The sequence below is a fragment of the Pseudomonas sp. FP1762 genome (assembly GCF_030687105.1).
Taxonomy (GTDB): domain Bacteria; phylum Pseudomonadota; class Gammaproteobacteria; order Pseudomonadales; family Pseudomonadaceae; genus Aquipseudomonas; species Aquipseudomonas siliginis.
Genome location: NZ_CP117458.1, coordinates 4,198,813 through 4,217,841 on the forward strand (window position 1 = coordinate 4,198,813; position 19,029 = coordinate 4,217,841).

16 protein-coding genes are annotated in these 19,029 nt (G+C 53.4%); 1 reads left to right on the forward strand and 15 read right to left on the reverse strand.

Going from position 1 to position 19,029, the window contains the following annotated elements; genetic code table 11:
• Nucleotides 1–27: 27 nt before the first annotated feature.
• On the forward strand, nucleotides 28–585 hold the full coding sequence (locus PSH90_RS18625; RefSeq protein ID WP_041478311.1) for a TetR/AcrR family transcriptional regulator: 558 nt from the start codon (nucleotides 28–30) through the stop codon (nucleotides 583–585).
• Here PSH90_RS18625 and fabF read toward each other — a convergent pair.
• From fabF to PSH90_RS18700, 15 genes are all read right to left on the reverse strand, one after another.
• A complete protein-coding gene (gene fabF, locus PSH90_RS18630) occupies nucleotides 582–1,856 on the reverse strand; it encodes a beta-ketoacyl-ACP synthase II (RefSeq protein ID WP_305381248.1) in 1,275 nt (424 codons plus the stop codon). The two genes, PSH90_RS18625 and fabF, sit on opposite strands and share 4 nt — an antisense overlap.
• 205 nt (nucleotides 1,857–2,061) lie before the next feature.
• Nucleotides 2,062–2,397, reverse strand: coding sequence for a helix-hairpin-helix domain-containing protein (locus PSH90_RS18635; protein WP_305381250.1), 336 nt, complete (start codon nucleotides 2,395–2,397; stop codon nucleotides 2,062–2,064).
• 110 nt (nucleotides 2,398–2,507) lie between these two features.
• Nucleotides 2,508–4,502, reverse strand: coding sequence for a nucleoside-diphosphate sugar epimerase/dehydratase (locus tag PSH90_RS18640; RefSeq protein WP_305381251.1), 1,995 nt, complete (start codon nucleotides 4,500–4,502; stop codon nucleotides 2,508–2,510).
• A 148-nt stretch (nucleotides 4,503–4,650) separates the two neighbouring features.
• Complete coding sequence (locus PSH90_RS18645) at nucleotides 4,651–5,877, reverse strand: glycosyltransferase family 4 protein (protein WP_305381252.1); 1,227 nt, start codon at nucleotides 5,875–5,877, stop codon at nucleotides 4,651–4,653.
• Entirely contained in the window at nucleotides 5,874–6,893 is a 1,020-nt protein-coding gene (locus tag PSH90_RS18650; RefSeq protein ID WP_305381254.1) for a glycosyltransferase, read from the reverse strand. The genes PSH90_RS18645 and PSH90_RS18650 overlap by 4 nt, the downstream gene beginning before the upstream one ends.
• A gap of 5 nt (nucleotides 6,894–6,898) precedes the next feature.
• On the reverse strand, nucleotides 6,899–7,921 hold the full coding sequence (locus PSH90_RS18655; protein ID WP_305381257.1) for a glycosyltransferase: 1,023 nt from the start codon (nucleotides 7,919–7,921) through the stop codon (nucleotides 6,899–6,901).
• 49 nt (nucleotides 7,922–7,970) lie between these two features.
• The gene (locus PSH90_RS18660; protein ID WP_305381259.1) at nucleotides 7,971–8,969 is read right to left on the reverse strand and encodes a lysylphosphatidylglycerol synthase transmembrane domain-containing protein; all 999 of its coding nucleotides are present in this window, start codon (nucleotides 8,967–8,969) and stop codon (nucleotides 7,971–7,973) included.
• Between the two features lie 68 nt (nucleotides 8,970–9,037).
• Nucleotides 9,038–11,470: a hypothetical protein gene (locus PSH90_RS18665; RefSeq protein WP_305381261.1), complete on the reverse strand. Its 2,433-nt coding sequence runs from the start codon at nucleotides 11,468–11,470 to the stop codon at nucleotides 9,038–9,040.
• Between the two features lie 29 nt (nucleotides 11,471–11,499).
• Nucleotides 11,500–12,303, reverse strand: a complete 804-nt coding sequence (locus PSH90_RS18670; protein ID WP_305381263.1) for a glycosyltransferase family 2 protein — start codon at nucleotides 12,301–12,303, stop codon at nucleotides 11,500–11,502.
• A 53-nt stretch (nucleotides 12,304–12,356) separates the two neighbouring features.
• Nucleotides 12,357–13,403: an acyltransferase gene (locus tag PSH90_RS18675; protein WP_305381264.1), complete on the reverse strand. Its 1,047-nt coding sequence runs from the start codon at nucleotides 13,401–13,403 to the stop codon at nucleotides 12,357–12,359.
• A gap of 7 nt (nucleotides 13,404–13,410) precedes the next feature.
• Nucleotides 13,411–14,805 carry an ABC transporter ATP-binding protein gene (locus PSH90_RS18680; RefSeq protein ID WP_305381265.1) on the reverse strand — a complete coding sequence of 465 codons (1,395 nt, stop codon included), beginning with the start codon at nucleotides 14,803–14,805 and terminating at the stop codon, nucleotides 13,411–13,413.
• Nucleotides 14,802–15,599 carry an ABC transporter permease gene (locus tag PSH90_RS18685; protein ID WP_305381267.1) on the reverse strand — a complete coding sequence of 266 codons (798 nt, stop codon included), beginning with the start codon at nucleotides 15,597–15,599 and terminating at the stop codon, nucleotides 14,802–14,804. The genes PSH90_RS18680 and PSH90_RS18685 overlap by 4 nt, the downstream gene beginning before the upstream one ends.
• The gene (locus PSH90_RS18690; protein WP_305381269.1) at nucleotides 15,596–16,819 is read right to left on the reverse strand and encodes a glycosyltransferase; all 1,224 of its coding nucleotides are present in this window, start codon (nucleotides 16,817–16,819) and stop codon (nucleotides 15,596–15,598) included. The genes PSH90_RS18685 and PSH90_RS18690 overlap by 4 nt, the downstream gene beginning before the upstream one ends.
• A complete protein-coding gene (locus PSH90_RS18695; protein WP_305381270.1) occupies nucleotides 16,816–18,030 on the reverse strand; it encodes a glycosyltransferase family 4 protein in 1,215 nt (404 codons plus the stop codon). The genes PSH90_RS18690 and PSH90_RS18695 overlap by 4 nt, the downstream gene beginning before the upstream one ends.
• Nucleotides 18,027–19,022 (reverse strand): bifunctional 2-polyprenyl-6-hydroxyphenol methylase/3-demethylubiquinol 3-O-methyltransferase UbiG, encoded by a 996-nt coding sequence (locus PSH90_RS18700; RefSeq protein WP_305381271.1) that lies wholly within the window; start codon nucleotides 19,020–19,022, stop codon nucleotides 18,027–18,029. The genes PSH90_RS18695 and PSH90_RS18700 overlap by 4 nt, the downstream gene beginning before the upstream one ends.
• Nucleotides 19,023–19,029 lie beyond the last annotated feature (7 nt).

A 19,029-nucleotide genomic window follows, 5' to 3' on the forward strand; every position in this document is an offset into this window, starting at 1 on the left:
TGGCAGCATCGTCGCGGAGAGCTCCACATGCGTTACTCGCCAGATCACAAAGCCCAGACCCATCAACGCATCATCAAGGAGGCTTCCGCCCGATTTCGCAAGGACGGTATCGGCGGCACCGGCCTGCAGCCTTTGATGAAAGCCCTGGGCTTGACCCATGGCGGTTTCTACTCGCACTTCAAATCCAAGGAAGAGCTGGTCGAAAAAGCCCTGCAAGAGGCCGGCGAGCAAGTCGCGGGCCTGTGCGAAGAAATCTTCGCGCAGGAAAACCCTCTGCAAGTGTTCATCGACACCTACCTGTCAGAGTGGCATCAGACCTCGCCCGACGAAGGCTGCCCGCTGCTGACCATTTCCTCGGAGCTGGGCCTGCGTGGCCAGCCAAGCCCCACCAGCGACGAAGTTCTCAATGCTCGCCTCGAACAAATTCAAGGCACGCTCGAAGGCGAGAACAGCGCCGATCGCAGCATTGTCATCATGGCCACCCTGGCCGGTGCCCTGCTGCTGTCACGCAGCGTCGCGGATGCCGACTTCGCTCAGCGCATCCTCGACGTCACCCGCGAGCATCTCAAGCAATCGAGCGATTAACCTTCCCAGCGTTTGAACAACACGCTCGCATTGACCCCGCCAAAACCGAAGCCGTTGGACAAGGCATATTCGATCGACATGGAGCGCGCCTCGCCATGCACGATGTCCACCCCTTCGCTCGCCGGATCCGGGTTTTCGAAGTTGAGCGTTGGTGGCACCACCTGATCACGAATCGCCAGCAGCGTGAAAATCGCCTCCAGCCCACCCGCCGCGCCGAGCAAATGACCGGTAGCGGATTTGGTCGAAGTCACGGCGATCTTGTTCTGCGTGCCAAACAACGCCTTGATCGCCGCCAACTCGCCCAGGTCACCGACCGGCGTCGACGTCGCATGTGCGTTGAGATGCTGCACCTGCTCCGGCGTTACACCGCCCTGAGCCAGTGCCAATTGCATCGCCCGGCGAGCGCCACTGCCGTCTTCCGGCCCGGCGGTCAGATGGTAGGCATCGGCCGTGGTGCCGTAGCCAACCAGTTCGGCCAACGGCTTCGCACCCCGTGCGAGCGCATGCTCCAGCGACTCGATGACCAATAGACCGGCGCCCTCGCCCATCACGAAACCATCGCGCGCACTGTCGAAGGGACGCGAAGCTTTTTCCGGGGTGTCGTTGTAGCCGCTGGACAACGCCCGCGCCGCCGCGAAACCGGCGAGACTGACGCGATCGATCGACGCCTCCGCACCGCCACATACAGCGATGTCCGCCTCCCCCGCCCTGATCAACCGCGCTGCATCGCCGATCGCCTGAACCCCGGCGGCACATGCGGTAACCGGAGCGCCCAACGGCCCTTTGAGGCCATGCTGGATCGAGACATGACCCGCCGCGAGATTGACCAAAAACGATGGAATGGTGAACGGCGACAAACGCCGAGGACCACGGCTGTCAGTGGTACGCACCGCATCGGCAATCGCACCGAAACCACCGACACCCGAGCCGATGATTGTTGCAGTGCGCTCCTGGCTTTCAGCGTCCGCCGGATGCCAGCCGGCCTGCTCCAGCGCCTGCCGCGCCGCTTCCATGGCAAACATGATGAAGCGATCCATCTTCTTCTGTTCCTTGGGCGGCGTCGCACGATCCGGATCAAACCCGGCCTCGGCATCCTCCTCCACCGTCGGCACACTGCCGCCGACCCGGGTCGGCAGATCAGCCACGACTGCATCTGGCAAGTTGCGCAACCCGGAACGACCGGCCAGCAAACGCTGCCAGACGATTTCAACATCACTGCCCAAGGGTGAAACCAGGCCCATGCCCGTGACGACGACTCGACGTTGGTTCATACCGTGGTTACCCCTTATCAATTCAAAATTCGACGTGCACCGGTGTGCTGCGACTCGACTGCTGAATGAGTCCCGAGCGAAATTATTATAGGCATAATCAAAGCGCAATATGATAGCCGTAATTTTAAGCGTTCAGGCATTCACCAGATCGACACCCAATAAAAAGGCCGGTCAATGACCGGCCTCTCGGCGTTGAACTGTCAGCTTAGTTCACTTCCAGCTTGTCACGGTTGCGATCCAGAATCGCCTTGCCAATCCCCTTCACTTCCAGCAACTCATCCACCGACGCGAACGGCCCATTTGTATCACGATACGCAACAATGGCCTGCGCCTTGGCCTCCCCCACACCCGCCAACTCCTTCTGCAACGTTGCCGCATCCGCGCCGTTGAGATCGACCTTGGCGCTTGCCGAGGGCGCAGCTGCATCCATCAGCAACGGCGCTTTTGTTGACTCGGTCGGCGCTACAGGCGCAGCAATGGCAGCGATCGAGGCGCTGGTGAGGAAAGCAAAGATCAGCGAGTAGAAATAACCGGTACGCATAAGTGACGCTCCATCATCGTTTTAGAAAGCAGCTTTTCCGAAGCTGCTCTCCAAACGTAGGTCATGATAGAGCGAAGTCAAAAATGCGAGCGTTACAGGATGTGAAATAATCAGGGTTCGAGGCGGCGTTGCTGGTAGATCCAGTCGACGATTTCGCCATCGGGGGTGTAGCCGGAGACGGTTTCGCGCAGGAGTTGGCGGACACGCGAATAATCATCAAGCTCGACCGCGTCGAGCAATTCGCTCAAACGGCCCTTCAATACGTCCCAGGAAAGGAAATCCTCATTGGCGCTCATGATCATCGGATGATCCGTGGCCGAAACATTATCGCCGATCAGCAGCTCTTCGTAGAGCTTCTCCCCTGGACGCAATCCTGTGAAATCGATTGCGATATCGCCCTGAGGATTGCGCTCGGAACGCACGCTCAGGCCTGAAAGATGGATCATTTTCTCTGCGAGTTCGACAATTTTCACCGGCTCGCCCATGTCCAGGACGAACACATCCCCGCCCTGCCCCATTGAGCCTGCCTGAATCACCAACTGCGCGGCCTCCGGGATCGTCATGAAGTATCGGGTAATCTTCGGATGAGTGACCGTCAATGGCCCTCCAGAGCGGATCTGCTTGTGAAAAAGCGGAATGACCGATCCGGAAGATCCCAGAACGTTGCCAAAACGGACCATGGTGAAACGGGTCTTGTTGACCCGGGAGACATTAGCCTTGTCGCCGAACAGCACCGGAGCGATTTCACGGCTCAGCGCCTGCAGAGTCAGTTCGGCCAATCGCTTGGTACTTCCCATGACATTGGTCGGACGTACCGCCTTGTCAGTGGAGATCAACACAAAATTGGCAACGCCACTCTTGAGGGCCGACTGCGCTGTATTCAACGTGCCAATGACATTGTTCAACACACCTTCGGCAATATTGTGTTCAACCATTGGCACGTGTTTATAAGCAGCAGCGTGATAAACAGTATCGACACGCCATGTCTTCATGACATCCTGCAACTTGTCCGCGTGCCGAATGGAACCGAGGATCGGCAACAAGCGAACACTTATCGACTCTCGAATCGCGCGCTGCTCAAGTTCGGAAAGAATGTTGTAAAGATTGAATTCACTGTGCTCGAACAAAATCAACGAGGTCGGGCCAAGTGAAAATATCTGTCGGCAAAGCTCCGAGCCAATTGAGCCTCCCGCCCCTGTCACCATGACGATCTTGCCCTTGATACAGTGTTCCAGCAGATCATGTTGCGCGGGCACCGCATCGCGGCCGAGTAAATCGGCAATATCGACTTCCTGGATATCTTCCACCTTGACTCGGCCGCTGGCCAGATCGGTGAAATTGGGCACACTGCGCACGTGGAGCGGAAAGCCTTCCAGCAGATTGAGAATTTCCCTGCGCCGCGCGCGAGTGGAAGATGGCAATGCGAGGAGAATTTCCTGCGCGCCTGTCACATCGATCATCTGCTGGATATGCTTGGGTTTGTAGACCTGCAATCCAGAAATGGAGCGATCGGCAATGCTCGAGTCATCATCGATGAAGGCGACAGGACGCATGACGCGCCCCATCCGCAACGCCGCCACCAACTGGTTGCCGGCCACGCCCGCACCATAGATCGCGACTTTGGTCAGCCCGTCATCGCGATTGGTGAAAGGCACATGCTGGGCAGCCGTGAACCAGTCACCCATGAAGTACTGTCGCATGCACAGGCGCAAGCCACCGATGATGACCAGGCTCAGCCACCAGTAATTGAAAATGATCGAGCGCGGAACCACGGCTTCGTGGTTGCTGTACCAATACACCACCAACGCGAGAATCAGCGATGACAGACTGACCGCCTTGATGATGGCCACCAGCGCGTCATTGCCGAAGTAGCGCATTACCGCGCGATACATGCCGAAGCGTATAAACAGGGGGATCGCGACGATCGGCGCGCAGATGAACAGCCAGACATGGACTTTGAAGGGATTGATCATTTCATCAATGCCCAGACGCACGATAAATGCCATCCACAGCGCCATCCAGACAAGAACGACGTCCGTCAGCACCTGGATCAACCGCTTTTGTCGCCGCGGCAGTTCCAGCAAAAACATGCGCAGTCTATCCATAAACCCCTGTTCCAATGTGCCCCACTCCTTGCATCAATCGGTCAACGCATTGTACGTAGGTAAGGATCGACGTCACAGATATATTATGACAAGAGGTCGAGGCCGCCGATATTCCGTCGCCCGAACAAGCAAGGCAGCTCCTCGAAGCTCAGCGGGACTCGTGCCGCGAAAGATCATTGAAGTACTCGATCAGTTGCGAGACTCGACCTGGAAGGTAAAAGTGTTCGAAGAAAAACTCGCGCCCGCGCTGTCCCATCTCGGCAAGACATTGCTGATCGGTGCCATACAGCGCCAGAACTGCATCAGCCAGCGCTTGTGGATCCTGCGCGGTACAACTCAAACCGGCATCTGCCTCTGCCAGCATCAACGCAGTCTGACCATTGCAACTAGCAATAATGGGTTTGCCAGCGGCCAAGTAGCTTTGGAACTTGCTGGGGATGGTTTGAGCGAAAATAGGATCGTCTCGCAGCGTTAGCAGCAAAACAGAGGACGCAGCATAAACGCTGGTGATTTCTTCAGAAGAAACGCGCCCCGTCAGCTCGACGTTATCCAGACTTTCATCACGAATCTTTTCCGCGACGGTGACTTCCATACTGCCGCTTCCGACCAGAAAGAAGCGGATATCGGAGTATTCCCGCAAAATCTTCGCCGCCTCGACAATCGTCTGGCAAGACTGTGCCACACCAATATTGCCGGCAAAGACCACAGAAAAATGACCGCATAGACGACTGACATTGAAGTTGTCCGGCGTCTTTGAGGTAACCGGTTCCAGCGCAGAGTTAGGGAAGAACCTGATCTTCGACCAATCACGGCAGAGGCGTTGAACAGAATCACGAAAGCCTTCTGACTGGATGAGGATCGAGGCGGAGTATCGATATATGTAACGTACAACGTACTCGATACCCTTGAGGACCTTGCGATTGTTAATGAACCCGGTCGCCTTCAAGGATTCGGGCCAGATGTCCTGAACCCACAAGACCAGACGTGCACGTTTGAGCCATGACACGTAAATGGCCGGCAACGCCTGCAGCAAAGGAGACGGCGCATAAACGAAGACAACGTCGAACTTTAATCCGCGCAATGCCCAAGGAGCCAGCAAGTAGCCTGAAAGAATAAAGGACAGGTAATTCAGTATCAGTCCCTTGGCCGAATTTTTCCCGCGCGGACAAAGAGGCAAACGTATGACCTTCGCGCCCTTGTAGTCCTCGGTTTGACAACCCAGAGAACGATATCCGGGAAAAATCCTGCCTTCGGGATAGTTTGGCTTCCCTGTCAGCACAGTGACTTCCGCTCCCTGGTTTGTCAGCTCCGCCACCACTTCATTTATATGGAAGTTTTCTGGCCAGAAATACTGCGTCCATACCAGAACCTTCATTGCATGACTTCTCTCAGAAACACCTCGGGCCCATGTATCAACTGTGCAGGCTCGTCAGATCCCAGATGGCGCCTGACCGCGCGGGCAATCGACGTGCGCGAGGCTGGATCGAACGTTTGCGCTGGCTCAATGATATCCCGGACATAATCGAGCTCGGCGGCGATGATCGGCAATTGGCGTGCATTGGCTTCGATCAGTGGTAATCCCAAGGACTCGGTGGTTGAGGGATAAATCAATGCGCTCGATTGGTCGTACAACGCGCCAACAGCGTCAGAACTCAACTGCCCAAGATTGAAAATATTCAAGTTCCACGTCCGCTTCAATTCCTCGATCTGGAATGACAAGGCAGTATCGCACGGTACGGTCAACGCGAGGCTCGGGCGCAGGCCCTGTTCTGCAAGCAGGCACCACGCGGCAATCAGTTTCTGGTGATTTTTATGGGGTTCGGCACTGGCCACATAGACAAAATCGTAGATTTTTTCAGCAGACACATCAGCCTGATCAACTTCCGCAAGCACAAACGGGCAGACGATCACCGGGGTTTGCTCCCCCAGAAACCCGCGAACCTGCTCCGCCATGGATGGCGTCTGTACAACGAATTTTTCGATACGCCTGGCAAACGCTTTCAGCATCAAGCGCTCGCCCCAGAGGCGAACTCTGGTTTTGATTGAGTAGGATTTGAGGGTGTCTGACGAGAGCAGGATCCTGTTCTGCAGGAAAACCGTCACATTCCCTTTCAAAGGAAACAGTGGCACCAACCCGTGAAAGCACAAGACTGCATCGCCCACTTTCACGCGGTTGCGCAGACGCCACTCAGCAGCCAACCGGGACAATAACGTCGGTCGCACCCAATGCCGTTCAGCGCGACCCGCTTTCAGGTCGGCTTTTGCCCGGACATCCAGTTGCTCGAAATCAATACTCGACTCCGCCGCGCCATAGAACGCCTGCAATAAGTTCAGGCCCCCGCCGACATGAACATTCGGTGCATGGAGAAACAGTCTTTTAGGAATATTCAAGAGAACTAACGGCCTCTGTGGGAGGGCACTAAACACGTGACGGCTTTGCGAATGACCTGCCGGCTCTGAGGCGTAAGCATGGCACGGGCGTATCGCCGCAAGCTCCTGGCAAAAACCGCGATCAATTGTGAGGCAAGCACATGCGCGAAAGAAACGCCGTACTGACGCGCCTTTTTGACGCTGTAAGCCGCCGCATCGTTAAATCCTCGCTGCCATAGGCCCGAGGCCAGAAGCAGGTAGCTGGCTCCAATCTCTGAAGGCGACTTCCCTGGAATTTCTGAAGGATTCATCGACTTCACGAACCCGAGATAAAGATCTCCCGCCTCACGGAACGCAACGTCGGCGATTCTGTTGGTATCCTGATTCTCATGACTGCGGGCACTGATCAGTGCTTCAGGTAGATGAAGGAAACGATATTTGCCGGCCATCCGGAACCACAACTCGTAGTCTTGAGTGGTTCGCAATCCTTCGTGAAATGAGCCGGCCACATCAAATGCAGTCCGCGGAATCAGCAGGCTGCAGCCATGTAATGCACTTTGCGCAGTGATCCAGTACCGAAAAAACTCGGGTTGCACACTCGGCATGCATATCCGGGCGGCCCTGTTCTTTTCGAGCCCCGTAAAAATAAAATAATCCGAATAGACAATTGTGTGCTCAGGCTCACGACCGGACAGGAAAGCAATCTGTCTGGCAATTTTATCCTCGACATATAGGTCATCGTGGCTTAGCCAGGAAAAGTACTCGCCTGTCATATGCTGGATTGCCAGATTCAGCGCAGACGCTACACCACCATTGTTTTTCTCAAGATAACGTATCGCACTGCCAAAAGACCGGGCAATGCGCTCGGTCGCACCGCCATCGTTGCTACCATCATTGACAACGATCACTTCAACATCAGCATACGTCTGGTCAAGGGCGCTCTGGATTGCCTCGGCCAAAAAATCCGCACCGTTGTAGACAGGTATAACGATCGACACCCGAGGCTTGAACTCTTCAGTTATCGACTTATCGTTATTGGATAGACTCATAACGGCACCCGTATTTTTTACCGCATTTCGTAATCAGCGTACACAATGATCAATTCAGTGTGTCCGCTTTCTTGCGGTGCCTCGCGGTGCTGTAGAACAACGATACGATCATGCCTGGAATATTGACGATCAACATGCCGACTCGAAAGCTGAAGTAGATGGTAGCGAACGGCGCGGCCCGAGCGGCGAGCTCTGCACAGACTCTGGAAAAAACCGACTCACCCACGCCTACTCCGCCGGGCGTAATCGGAATCACGGAAAACAGGTTGCCAAACACCCCGGCGATGGCAGTTATCTGGGGATTGGCCGCATAGGGAAATATCGAAGCAATGGTGATCATGCCGATAATCACAATACCTGTTGCAAGCACCGACACCGCCAGGCACAGGAGCAAAGTCGGCCATGCACGAAGGTACATGAGAGTCGTAACCCCGAATGGATGCAGGTAATGACGAATCTTGATGGGCAGATAGTCAATGACGGAATAACGGAGAGCCAGATAGATCCCCACCAACCCGAAAACCATCCCGCCAATCAATACGTAAGCCAACATGTGGATCAGCCCTGCATACTGAAAGATGTCGGCGTCTGGTGATATGGCCTTCGGCAGAAGAAACGAAACCAGCACGGCGATGGAAATCAATCCGATCATCGCAAAAACACGATCAGCGACAATCGACAGCAACGCGGTGGATCTACCATTCTTCAACAAGCGAAAAACCTGTACGCCCCTGATCGCATCCCCACCCGCCGCGCCAGGCAACCAGGTAGAGAAGAAGCTACCAATCAGCTGGAGATTCAGAACCGTGCCCAGAGGAATATTGTTGCCCGTCGCGCGCAGCAATAACCACCAGCGAAAGCCACTGATGACGATACCCAGAAAAAGACAGACCAGCGCCGGAATGAACAAATCCAGATTATCAAAAACCACCAGGATCGAACGAAAGTCGAGTTGCCCGCTGTTCAGCAAAACCCAGACCAGAACCACCGCAAGCGATAGTTTGATCAGAAGCAAAACATGACTCTTCTTGAACAGCGAACGAAACATCATTCTTAACCTTGTTGTCTTTCCCGTGTACGGCGTTCTCGGCGACACGAGGTGAGATAAATCCAGAATCAGACAGTTTTAAGCAACAGCGCGTTGATTTTAGAGTTGACGCGCTTGCGGCGTAACGTCAGGAACAACATCAACGCAATCATCATGATTGAAGAGCCGATCGCCCAGGGCAGTGACTTGGGTTGATATTCCATTCGAATAACGAAGCTGCCGGCAGGCACGACTACTCCACGGAATGCCTTGTCCACCTTGAGAATCGGCACTTTATTTCCATTCAGAACCGCAGTCCAGTTGGAGTGCCAGGTGTCCGAAAGAACCACCAGCGACTCCTGGTCCGTTTCCCCGGAAAGAATCACCTCGCCATTTCGATAGGAATCTATGGAAACCGGAGCAAGGTGCTGTGCGTAGTCGGAAGGCAGATCAACACTATCATTCCCCGCCATATCGTCTGCGCTAATGGCAAATGCACGCGGCAACACACGCTTGTTCTCCATCACTCGAGTGGCCAAGCTGTGATAAACCTCCTCGAAACCGCGCGCTTTCAGTTCCGTTTCGTATGCCGTGTAAGTCAAAGGCAAAAGCGCATACTTGACCCCGAGAAAATTCATCGCATCCCAATTGATCGTATTGGTTTGCGGCTTGTCCTGAATCAGAATCAGAGATGGAAACGAGCCCAGCGGGGTGGTTTCGTGATAACCCAGTCGCTGCGAGTTCTCGAGATTGATCGACGCGTAGAAGAAATCTCGAAATTCCGGCAAGCCGCCCTGATTGAGTGTGCTGACTTCCTGGATTTTGAATGCCGAACCCAACTCCGGATAGAGGCCACCTTGGCCGAAGTTCATTGTCCGGTAATTGCCAATGTTGTCTTTTACAAACTGCAGAGCGGGCGGCATGTTTGAAAACAGGTCATTTCTTTCGAAACGTACCATCTTACCCATGAGCATAAGTTCAACGAACATGACGACCACTACGCTACCCAGCACCGCGCGCAGAATAGTCGGACTCGATATGAATCTCGCGAACAACGCTACAGCCACGATAAATGTCACCGCCGCTGCCAATAACTCCAGTGATTGAGTTTTGTATTCGAGGCGTGGCTCCTGGAGGCCGAAAACGCCGTAGATCTTGATAAACGCCCAGATGCCAAACGCCATCAGCGCCAGACAAGGCAGAATGCGAACATTCTTCGCCTGCAGGTTATGTGCCCCGAATGCTACCAGGATGATCAGCGGGAACATGATGACCGGCCACCAGTATTGGCTCCCGATATGCCCAATGATGGGTAGATGGACAAACAATTCCTGAATCCAGACCGGATCAAAAAGCCGTACGGCGACGAAACCTGCCACGGCAATGCAGATCGCGACCAGACACTTGAATTGCGGCATGCGCTTGGCAAGCGCACACCCTCCGAGCCCGATTGCAACAACACCACTGTGGAAAACAGTATTACCGATGAACGAACCGTGTCCATTGAAGGACGCGGCCAGCGGTTCAGCTGCGTTATACGATTCGAACAGATGCGACGACGAAAAGAACGACATGATGGCGTTGGGGTAACGCAATCCCCAGAAATAACGCTTGGAATAGTCCTCAAGAGTGCCAAGGCTTTTCAGGTTTTCCAGAAATGGAAAGTAGAGTGGTGCAAGTAGCAGAAATGCCCCGAGCAGGCTCATACCCAGGAAAAACGAAGCAGCTAACGCGGTTTTCGCGGAGTACTTTCCACTTTGCAAGCAGTTGACCAGGAAGCCGAGAATGATGCAGCCCATTGCAATCAGGGAGGTAATGGTAGTCGGCATGAAAGTACAGGAGAAAAACAGCGAAAACGCGAGAACCGCCATGCACCAGCGTAGTACCGAGAGCCGCGAAACAAACGCCATCGCCGCATACAGGCAGATCGGTACATACAGATAACTTTGCGTTACGTTCGAACCGAGATTCGCCGTTATGTATCCGTTTAACAGATAAAAGACGCTCGCGGCGAATGCTGCAACTGCGGAAAGCCCCAATAACTCCCTGACAATTCGGTAAGTGAAAAACACCCCGAAATAAAGTGCCAACAAGATAACAATATTATAGGTAAGCGACCCGCCTCCCAGCAGAGCATTTACCAGCGTCATTGCAGAAAATTTCTGATCTACAAGCGCCTCTGGCCCCAGTGCTCCGGCTGCTGAATACGGGTTCCAATAAGGGGTTTGGCCATCGCGGATACTGTTAACCATGAATTGCATCATGGGCTCAGATTGATAGGTCGCGCCACCATTATCGTTGTACCCAGCCCACCATCCCGTTGTATTGGGGATGGTGTAGAAGGGTTTAAGGGGAACTGCCGTATACGCTCCCGTAATCTGATCGGTCAATCGCAGACTGGCATCCTTGAATATCACGTCTGGAAATGCTGCCACCAACAACAGCAAGGCCACCAAGTAAGCTTCAGCAGTTTTACGATTAATCTTGACTCGATCTTTTACAGCAGCAAAAAAATTATACACGAGACTTCCATTTTCTTAATTTATAGGTATCAGAACCAGTAAACCAATTTGGTTTTATGCAAAAAAGCCCGGATCAAGCAATACCCGAAACCAAGACCTTCCTTGCGGAAGATAAACTTCGATACACCACGCTCACGCACACCTTGAGCACCAGCGATGTACTTGACTTCTCCGCCCATCAAGATCGACTTGAAAGTAATCTCAGGACTGATGCTGAAGCGGTTCTGGCTCAGACCTACACCCAGCGTCTCCCGGCGACGGAACATCTTGAATGCGTAAGTCGAATCGGGAATGTATTGGCCGAGTGCGATACGTACACCAATACGGAAGAAGAACTGGAAGAATTTGTATTTGAACGGAATGGTTCCGTCATCGCCCGCCTGAATATATCGGGAGCATTGGGCAAGAATTGCCCCTTTCTCCATCTCGTTGTAAAGCGCCGGGATCAAATGAATTGGGTCAACGGCATCAGCCGAGACAAAGATGCAATAGCGACCGATGCCGTGCGCTGCGCCGAAACGGACTACTGCGCCATAACCGCGGCGATGCAGAGAACGGCTGATCACTCGAACCGGCAACTCGTTTCTGTTTGCATCGCCCCATGCGATGGCCAGGTTGTAGGTCTCGTCATCGCTTTTATCGTCGACAACGATGACTTCGGTAGTGAACGCCTGATTGGCGACCGCGGCCTTCACGCTATCGAGGATACCCACGATGTTTTCCGCTTCGTTCAGGCACGGAATAACGATCGTGAGGTCGATCGGGTCTTCTACCGAAGCGCTCGGTGACTGGACGTTTTCGGGCGATGAAGGAATAGCTGCGTTTACGGTCATTTTGCTCTCTCAAATAAAGCCGTCTAAGCGCGGCTTTTATCAGAATTAAATAGTTAACCAACCAGTTTTGCCGAGTACGGTATCACACGAGTCAGTGCAGCCAAAATCAGGCACACCGCAAACGTGGACAACGACAGGCTGAAAATCGCGGAGAATGCCGACATTGATGCAAGATTCAACGTAAACCCGAACATCCCTGCCTTGATTAGTTCAATAACCAGCAGGTGCATGAAGTAGACCGGGAAAACGATGCTGGACAAAAACGCAACCGGCCGCACCAGTAGCGGGGCAACGCGAATTTTCCGGATCAAATGGAACGCTGCACACGATGCAATCAGCACGTTAGGGCTAAAGTACAGGAACGCGGTTTCGTCCGGCTTCGGCGACAGCGAGTTGAAGCGCCAACTGAGCAGGAATGTCGCCAGGCTTGCCAGACAAAAGACCACAGCACTGCACCACGCGGGAATCTTGTTCAGGATATCCGAACGTACGATGTAGAACCCCAGCAGGAAATAACCCGGCCAATTGAGGAAGCTCGTCAACGTCAGGTGAGGCAGGATACTGAGCGGGAAATAGACCGTCACCGAGTTGATCAAGAACCACACACTGAAGAAGTAAGCGGCCAACCTCTTGCTGCTCAACAGTGCCACGGAAATTGGTTGCAGAACCGGCAGGAGGATGTAGACACCGATAGTCATGTAGACAAACCACAGGTGATACATCACAGGCCCGCGCAGGGCTTGCGCCAGCGCATTTGGAATATCCATCGGTTTGCCGGTCCAGTAGTTGATCCAGAAAACGTGCAATACGCTCCAGAAGGCTAATGGAATAGCAACCTTTAGAACTCTGGAAACAATCCCTCCCAATCCTTTGGACATGTCTCGGCCCAGTAGCAGCGCACCAGAAAGCATCGCAAACAGAGGAACAGCTACACGTGCTATCGAGTCAAGTGCGTTGGCCACCAGAAAACTGTTCAGTTCGATATTTCTAAAGTCGTAGAAAATCGGCGCCGAAATATGAATGATCAACACGCCGAACATTGCTATCAATCGACATGCGTCCGCCCAGGCTAAACGACCTGGATCTTGTTGTTGAGTCATGGGTGGCTCAATCCTTGGAGGTAAGAATGATTTTTTCCAGTGGCGCGCCGACGATCACGCCATCGATGCTGGTAGCAACTACTTTGAACAAGACCGCGTCATGCATCCAGTGCAGTTGCACATGTTCATGCAACGTACCATTGGCAATGGCTGCAACGATCGAATAATCACCCACCGCCAGTATTGGCAACTTGAAATGAAACGCAGCGTCGACCCGTTTACCGGCCCGGACTCTGACAGGCGACTCCTTGTAGGAGTGATAGGTGTTGCCACCGATCAACGGCTGCCCCAGCCGATCTTTGATGATGAAACCGATAATCGGCAAATCAACGTCATGAATGGCTTTGGCCGTAACTTTCACAACAACGTCCGCACCACCTTCACAAACGGTCAGCGGACGACCTTTTGCATTGATAAAGCTGACGTTGAGAATTTCTGCGCCACCTGTGCCAAAAGTCGATGACTGCGGATTGAAGCCGAAAGACTCGATTTCCTGAGCACCGTTACAAATCGTCTCATCATCGCGCATGACAACCCGTTGCTCGATGATCTCGCCTTCTGGCTCTTCCTCGATGACTTCTTCGGTCTCTTCGTCTTCTACGGCAACTTCCGCAACAGCGGCCGCGCCCTCGGCGCCGGTATGCTGCATGTAAAGCTGGGCGAAATATTTTTCGCAGACATCTTTCGCAGAGCCTGCATCGCGCACAACCCCACCTTCCAGCCAGATCGCGTGATCGCAGAAAGCGGTGACAGCGGCCAGGTCATGGCTGACGAAAAGAATCGTGCCGCGCTCCTGGAACTGACGCAGGAAACGCATGCACTTCTGTGCGAAAAATGCGTCCCCTACGGACAACGCTTCGTCAATGATCAGAATATCGGCATCGACATGGGCAATGACCGAAAACGCCAGACGCGCCTGCATGCCACTGGAATAAGCCTTTACCGGCTGGTCGATAAAGTCGCCAAGTTCGGAAAAATCGACAATCTTCTGAAAGCGCTCTTCGATGCACGACTTCTTCAGCTCGAACAGACTGGCATACAGATAGATGTTCTCGCGCCCGCTGAATTCAGGGTTGAAACCCGAACCCAGTTCAAGGACTGCGGCGACTTTGCCGTTGATCTTCACCGAGCCCTTAGTGGGTGTCAGGGTGCCGGTCAACAGCTGCAAGAGAGTACTTTTACCGGCACCATTTCGACCGATAACACCCACCGACTGCCCTTTGAGGACTTCGAAATTGACATCCTTCAGCGCCAGGAAGTCGCGATAGTAGTTGCGCTTCCAGCCCAGAAAGATCTGTTTCAGACGATCATGTGGCGCATCGTAGATGTGGTATGCCTTTTCCAGGCCAACCACCTCGATGACGGGCTGCGGCTTTATTTCTGTAGTCATGTCCATACTCATAAAACGTCCGCAAAGCCGTGTCTGACAGATCTGAAGAAACGCAGCCCGAGCCAGCAGACAGCCAGACTGACACAGGTGTAGATCAACAAGCCCGGGAAATTGGGAATCGCACCGTTGATCATCACCAACCGCGCCTGTTCAACAATGAACGACAGCGGATTGAGCATGATCAGATGACTGGCCCATTGCGGCAGCTTGTCGAGCGGATACAGAACCGGCGAGAAGAACATCAATGCCTGGGTGATAACAATCGTCAGTTGCGCAATATCTCTCAGGAATACTCCAAGCGCGCTCAGGAACCAGGTAATGCCCAACAGGCAAAGCACCAGCGGCGCAATGACGACTGGCAGAAACACGATGGTCCATTGAAGGCTGCCGTTGACGAACAGTGCAATGGCCGCCCATGCAACGATGCTGAGACATAACTGAAAAACCGCCGAGCCGATAGGTACCCAGACCAGCAACTCGACCGGAAACACCACTTTCTTGACGAAATTGGGATTCGAAGTGATCAGGTTGGGCGCACGGTTCACGCATTCGGCAAAGAACGTAAAGACGATCAGACCGGGAAACAGCATTAATGCAAAACCGGTAATACCCTCAACGCCAGGCCAGCGGGAAGGCAGGAAATATCCGAACACCACCGCGTACATCGCCAACGTCAACAGCGGCGTGATCAGTGGCCACAGGACGCCCAGCAGGGCACCCTTGAATCGCATGTCCACATCCCGCTTGATGAGTTGCTTGATGAGATCGAAATGTCGGAGATGAGCAGTAAAGATATTCTGACTCAATTAGAAAGCCCTATTGATGCTTTGGTGTGATTTCCCAGAAACGCAAGAAATGACTCTTTCATGCGCTCCAGCGTGAAATCCTTCATGAAGCATGAATAGCCGTTGGCGGCAAAGCGAGCGTAAGCCTCGCTGTCCTGCACAGCCCTTTCCAGCTGATTGATGATGACGGAGGTATCCAGCGATTCGCACAGGAAACCAGCATCATTGGCCTTGATGTACTTCGCCGGAGAGGCGTAACTCGGCGCATGACAAAACACCGGCCGGCCTGAAGCGAAATAGGTAACAAGCTTCGATGGAAAACTGTTGCTCGACTCTTCGTGGTACTCACCGGAGAACCAGTAAGGCATGTAGAGAAGATCAGAATCGGCTAGCAGTCGAATCGTCTCATCCTGACTTTGCCAGCCAAGATATTCAAAGTTCGAAGGACTTTGGGTAAACACTTTGAACGCGCCCCCCATCACCCGCACACGAATACGCTTGCCGGCAACTTTCCAGTTACAGGCATTCAAGGCGTATTGAAGACATTCCCATTCCGCTTGCGCATAGAACTGGCCGGCCATGGCGATGATGAACTCATCGCGATCATGCACTTTCGTTGCTGGCTGCAAGGCCAGTTCACGAGGCAACCCCGCAATCACCGGAGCATTCACGACACGGTATTTGTTCGTGTAATTCTCGGACATCGCCCACGATGCGGTGGCGCACGACGCACTGCCTTTGATGACCTGGTCAAACTCCTTGAGCAAGCGACGACGGGTAAAACCGTCGATGAGATTCGCTTGTAGCCACCAGCCGAACGGGTCCCAGACCTGAGTCAGGAGTGGCACATTGAGTGCCTGGGTCACCTGGCGAGCCAGGCGCACCATGGTCTGGCCTTGCAGAACGACCCAGACCGCATCAACTTTCTGTGCTTTGGCAAATTCGACGATTTGCGGAAGCAACTCCCGTTGAACACGGTTGGCCTGGACCAACTCGAACGGAAAAGCCGACAGAATCCCGGCTTTGCGCGGCAAGACACGTACCGCAGCTTCCCGCGGCTTGCGTAGAAGAAGCTTGGGGACTTCGTCGAGCTCCGCAGGGATCTCCGGATTCAACGCAGGGTTGACCACCGCGCAGATGGCAACCTGATCCTTGGGCAAAAAGCCAACCAACCGATCCAGCACCAGACCGGCGGTAAAGTTACGGCACGGTGGTATATCAGTTAAAAGCAGTACTTTCATTTAGCAGCAACCGTTTTATAGATCTCCGCCAGCCGCTGTGCGTACAAGTCGTCGCCATAATGTTTTTCGGCAATCTCTCGTCCTTTGCGACCGCGTTCTTCACGCTCCGCCGGATTGTCGATCAGATGCTGCAGAGCGCGATAAAGCCCTTCGCCATCGTGCATCGGCACTGACACCCCTACTTCCGGAGCAAATGTCACTTCCGGCAGCGATGTACCTTCGAACACGATCACCGGTTTGCCGCAGGCGAACGCTTCAATGGCCATTACACCAAAGGCTTCCACAATCGATGGCATGAGGAAGATGTCGGACGCAACAAACGCATCACGGGCCAGCTCTTCGTCATTGGTCCAGCCTAATTCAACGAGCTGGAATCGATCCTTGAACTGCTCCATCAACCCTTTACTGTTAAGCGTCAACAGGCAAACCGGCTGCTTGGCGCTGATACGCTCCAGCGCCTGGATGATGTAAGGCAAACCCTTGAACTGGTTATCGACTGCCCGGAAGCAGATGACCAACGCGTCGTCAGGAATGCCAAAGCGCTTGCGCGCATCCGGCGAAGCATTCGGGTTAAAGAAGTTCAGGTCCAAGCCAAAAGGCACTTGATGAATATCAACATCCTCGAACAGAGGCGAAGCCTCAACCATATCGCGCATCCATTTAGACGCCACGATTACGTCGAACTTCGATTTGTTGTACGCACGTTTTTTGTACTGAAACAGAAAACGTGTCGTGTCCATTAACAGCGGGAAGTGGATGTCCAAGTCGGGGCACTTGCCACAACCGGTCATCCAGCGCTTGCACTCGAACGGATAGACGCAATGCCCTGTCATGGCCCACGGGTCATGCAGTGTCCACACCGTTGGCTTGCGACGAGTGATTTCGGGCAGGTCGCCAAGGCTCATGTAGCCCGAATGGATAATGTGCAGGTGCAACACATCCGCTTCCTCGAACGCAGGCATTTTCATCATCTGCCTGGCATTCGTGTAGAGCACTGATTGCATCGAGGTCAAACGCTCAACCCGATTTAGGATCCGGTTGATTTTCCTTGTATTTTTCCCCTCGAACGTCAGCACGTCCGGGTTCTGAGTGTCCTTTTCCCAAATAAGATGCCGGGATTCGACATCGTATTTTTTTAGAAGCGGCGTAATGGAAAGACCATTAAAACGACGACCAGGGGACTCGTAGCCATTGACCTGAAGAACCTTCATTTCTTGGAAGAACCTAGTTTCAGTGCAAGACGTGCAATGAGGCTCTCGGCAATAATCTTTTCGCGGCGAACGAGATCAGCCTGAATGCCGTTCAAGTTCGTTTCATGATTAGCCAGCTGACCTTCTTTCTCTGCAACCCAGTCTTCGCGACGACGAACATCGTTTTCAAGATCACGTAGATTGGAGTAATGCGCGTCAAGTTGAGCTTCTTTTTCGATGAAATACTGCAGACGTTGCTGTACTTGCTGTTCACGCTGCTCCAGATCGGACTCAAGCGCTTCGATACCCAGGTTTTGCAAGAACTCCGGCTTCCACTCGGCAATCGGGAACTCGAAGAGTTCACGTACCGGCTTCAGTTCCGTAGCGCTGGAAATGCACAGAATCGAATTGGGTGGAGTTTCATCATTACGCGTAAGCTCGGTAACGCCGTCCAGCCCCTCATAGAAAAACTCTTTATTCGGATAGGCGTCGAAATGCTCTTCCTTGATCCAGTGAACAAGGTGATGAGGGTTGCCATCCGCTTCGTTGAAGGGAACGTTGACCATTAGACGCTTCCGGCAATCCACCTTCAGCGCAAAGTTCAGACCATCGACTACGTGCTCCAGCGCATGGCGTGAAACAACGTAATCGAAAGTATGAGCGTCGCGAACAAACGACTCGGCGTCACCATTCACGTACTCGATGTTCTTCGAACCGTAATTGTCTTTCGCGTATTGAACCGACTCGATGCTCGGATCGATACCTACAATCTTGGCGCCGAGGATTTCACCAAGCATGAAAGTACCGTGGCCAGTGCCACAGCCAATATCAAGAATCTTGATACCGGCTTCCAGCATCGACGGATCGCGCAGGATGTCGGCTTCGATGACAGCACGAAACAGCTTATAACTACTTTTATGGCGGACTACTTCATCCCGGCCGTGAGTCTCACCCGGCACCAGACGCTCACCTTCATTATAAATTGCGTCTAACGTCCGATTATTCGTGCTCATTTCAAAT

Excerpts from the sequence above, each read along its gene's own strand:
- PSH90_RS18625 (WP_041478311.1), top strand. The coding sequence starts at position 28 with ATGCGTTACTCGCCAGATCACAAAGCCCAGACCCATCAACGCATCATC.
- fabF (WP_305381248.1), bottom strand. The coding sequence starts at position 1,856 with ATGAACCAACGTCGAGTCGTCGTCACGGGCATGGGCCTGGTTTCACCC.
- PSH90_RS18635 (WP_305381250.1), bottom strand. The coding sequence starts at position 2,397 with ATGCGTACCGGTTATTTCTACTCGCTGATCTTTGCTTTCCTCACCAGC.
- PSH90_RS18640 (WP_305381251.1), bottom strand. The coding sequence starts at position 4,502 with ATGGATAGACTGCGCATGTTTTTGCTGGAACTGCCGCGGCGACAAAAG.
- PSH90_RS18645 (WP_305381252.1), bottom strand. The coding sequence starts at position 5,877 with ATGAAGGTTCTGGTATGGACGCAGTATTTCTGGCCAGAAAACTTCCAT.
- PSH90_RS18655 (WP_305381257.1), bottom strand. The coding sequence starts at position 7,921 with ATGAGTCTATCCAATAACGATAAGTCGATAACTGAAGAGTTCAAGCCT.
- PSH90_RS18660 (WP_305381259.1), bottom strand. The coding sequence starts at position 8,969 with ATGTTTCGTTCGCTGTTCAAGAAGAGTCATGTTTTGCTTCTGATCAAA.
- PSH90_RS18670 (WP_305381263.1), bottom strand. The coding sequence starts at position 12,303 with ATGACCGTAAACGCAGCTATTCCTTCATCGCCCGAAAACGTCCAGTCA.
- PSH90_RS18675 (WP_305381264.1), bottom strand. The coding sequence starts at position 13,403 with ATGACTCAACAACAAGATCCAGGTCGTTTAGCCTGGGCGGACGCATGT.
- PSH90_RS18680 (WP_305381265.1), bottom strand. The coding sequence starts at position 14,805 with ATGAGTATGGACATGACTACAGAAATAAAGCCGCAGCCCGTCATCGAG.
- PSH90_RS18690 (WP_305381269.1), bottom strand. The coding sequence starts at position 16,819 with ATGAAAGTACTGCTTTTAACTGATATACCACCGTGCCGTAACTTTACC.
- PSH90_RS18695 (WP_305381270.1), bottom strand. The coding sequence starts at position 18,030 with ATGAAGGTTCTTCAGGTCAATGGCTACGAGTCCCCTGGTCGTCGTTTT.
- PSH90_RS18700 (WP_305381271.1), bottom strand. The coding sequence starts at position 19,022 with ATGAGCACGAATAATCGGACGTTAGACGCAATTTATAATGAAGGTGAG.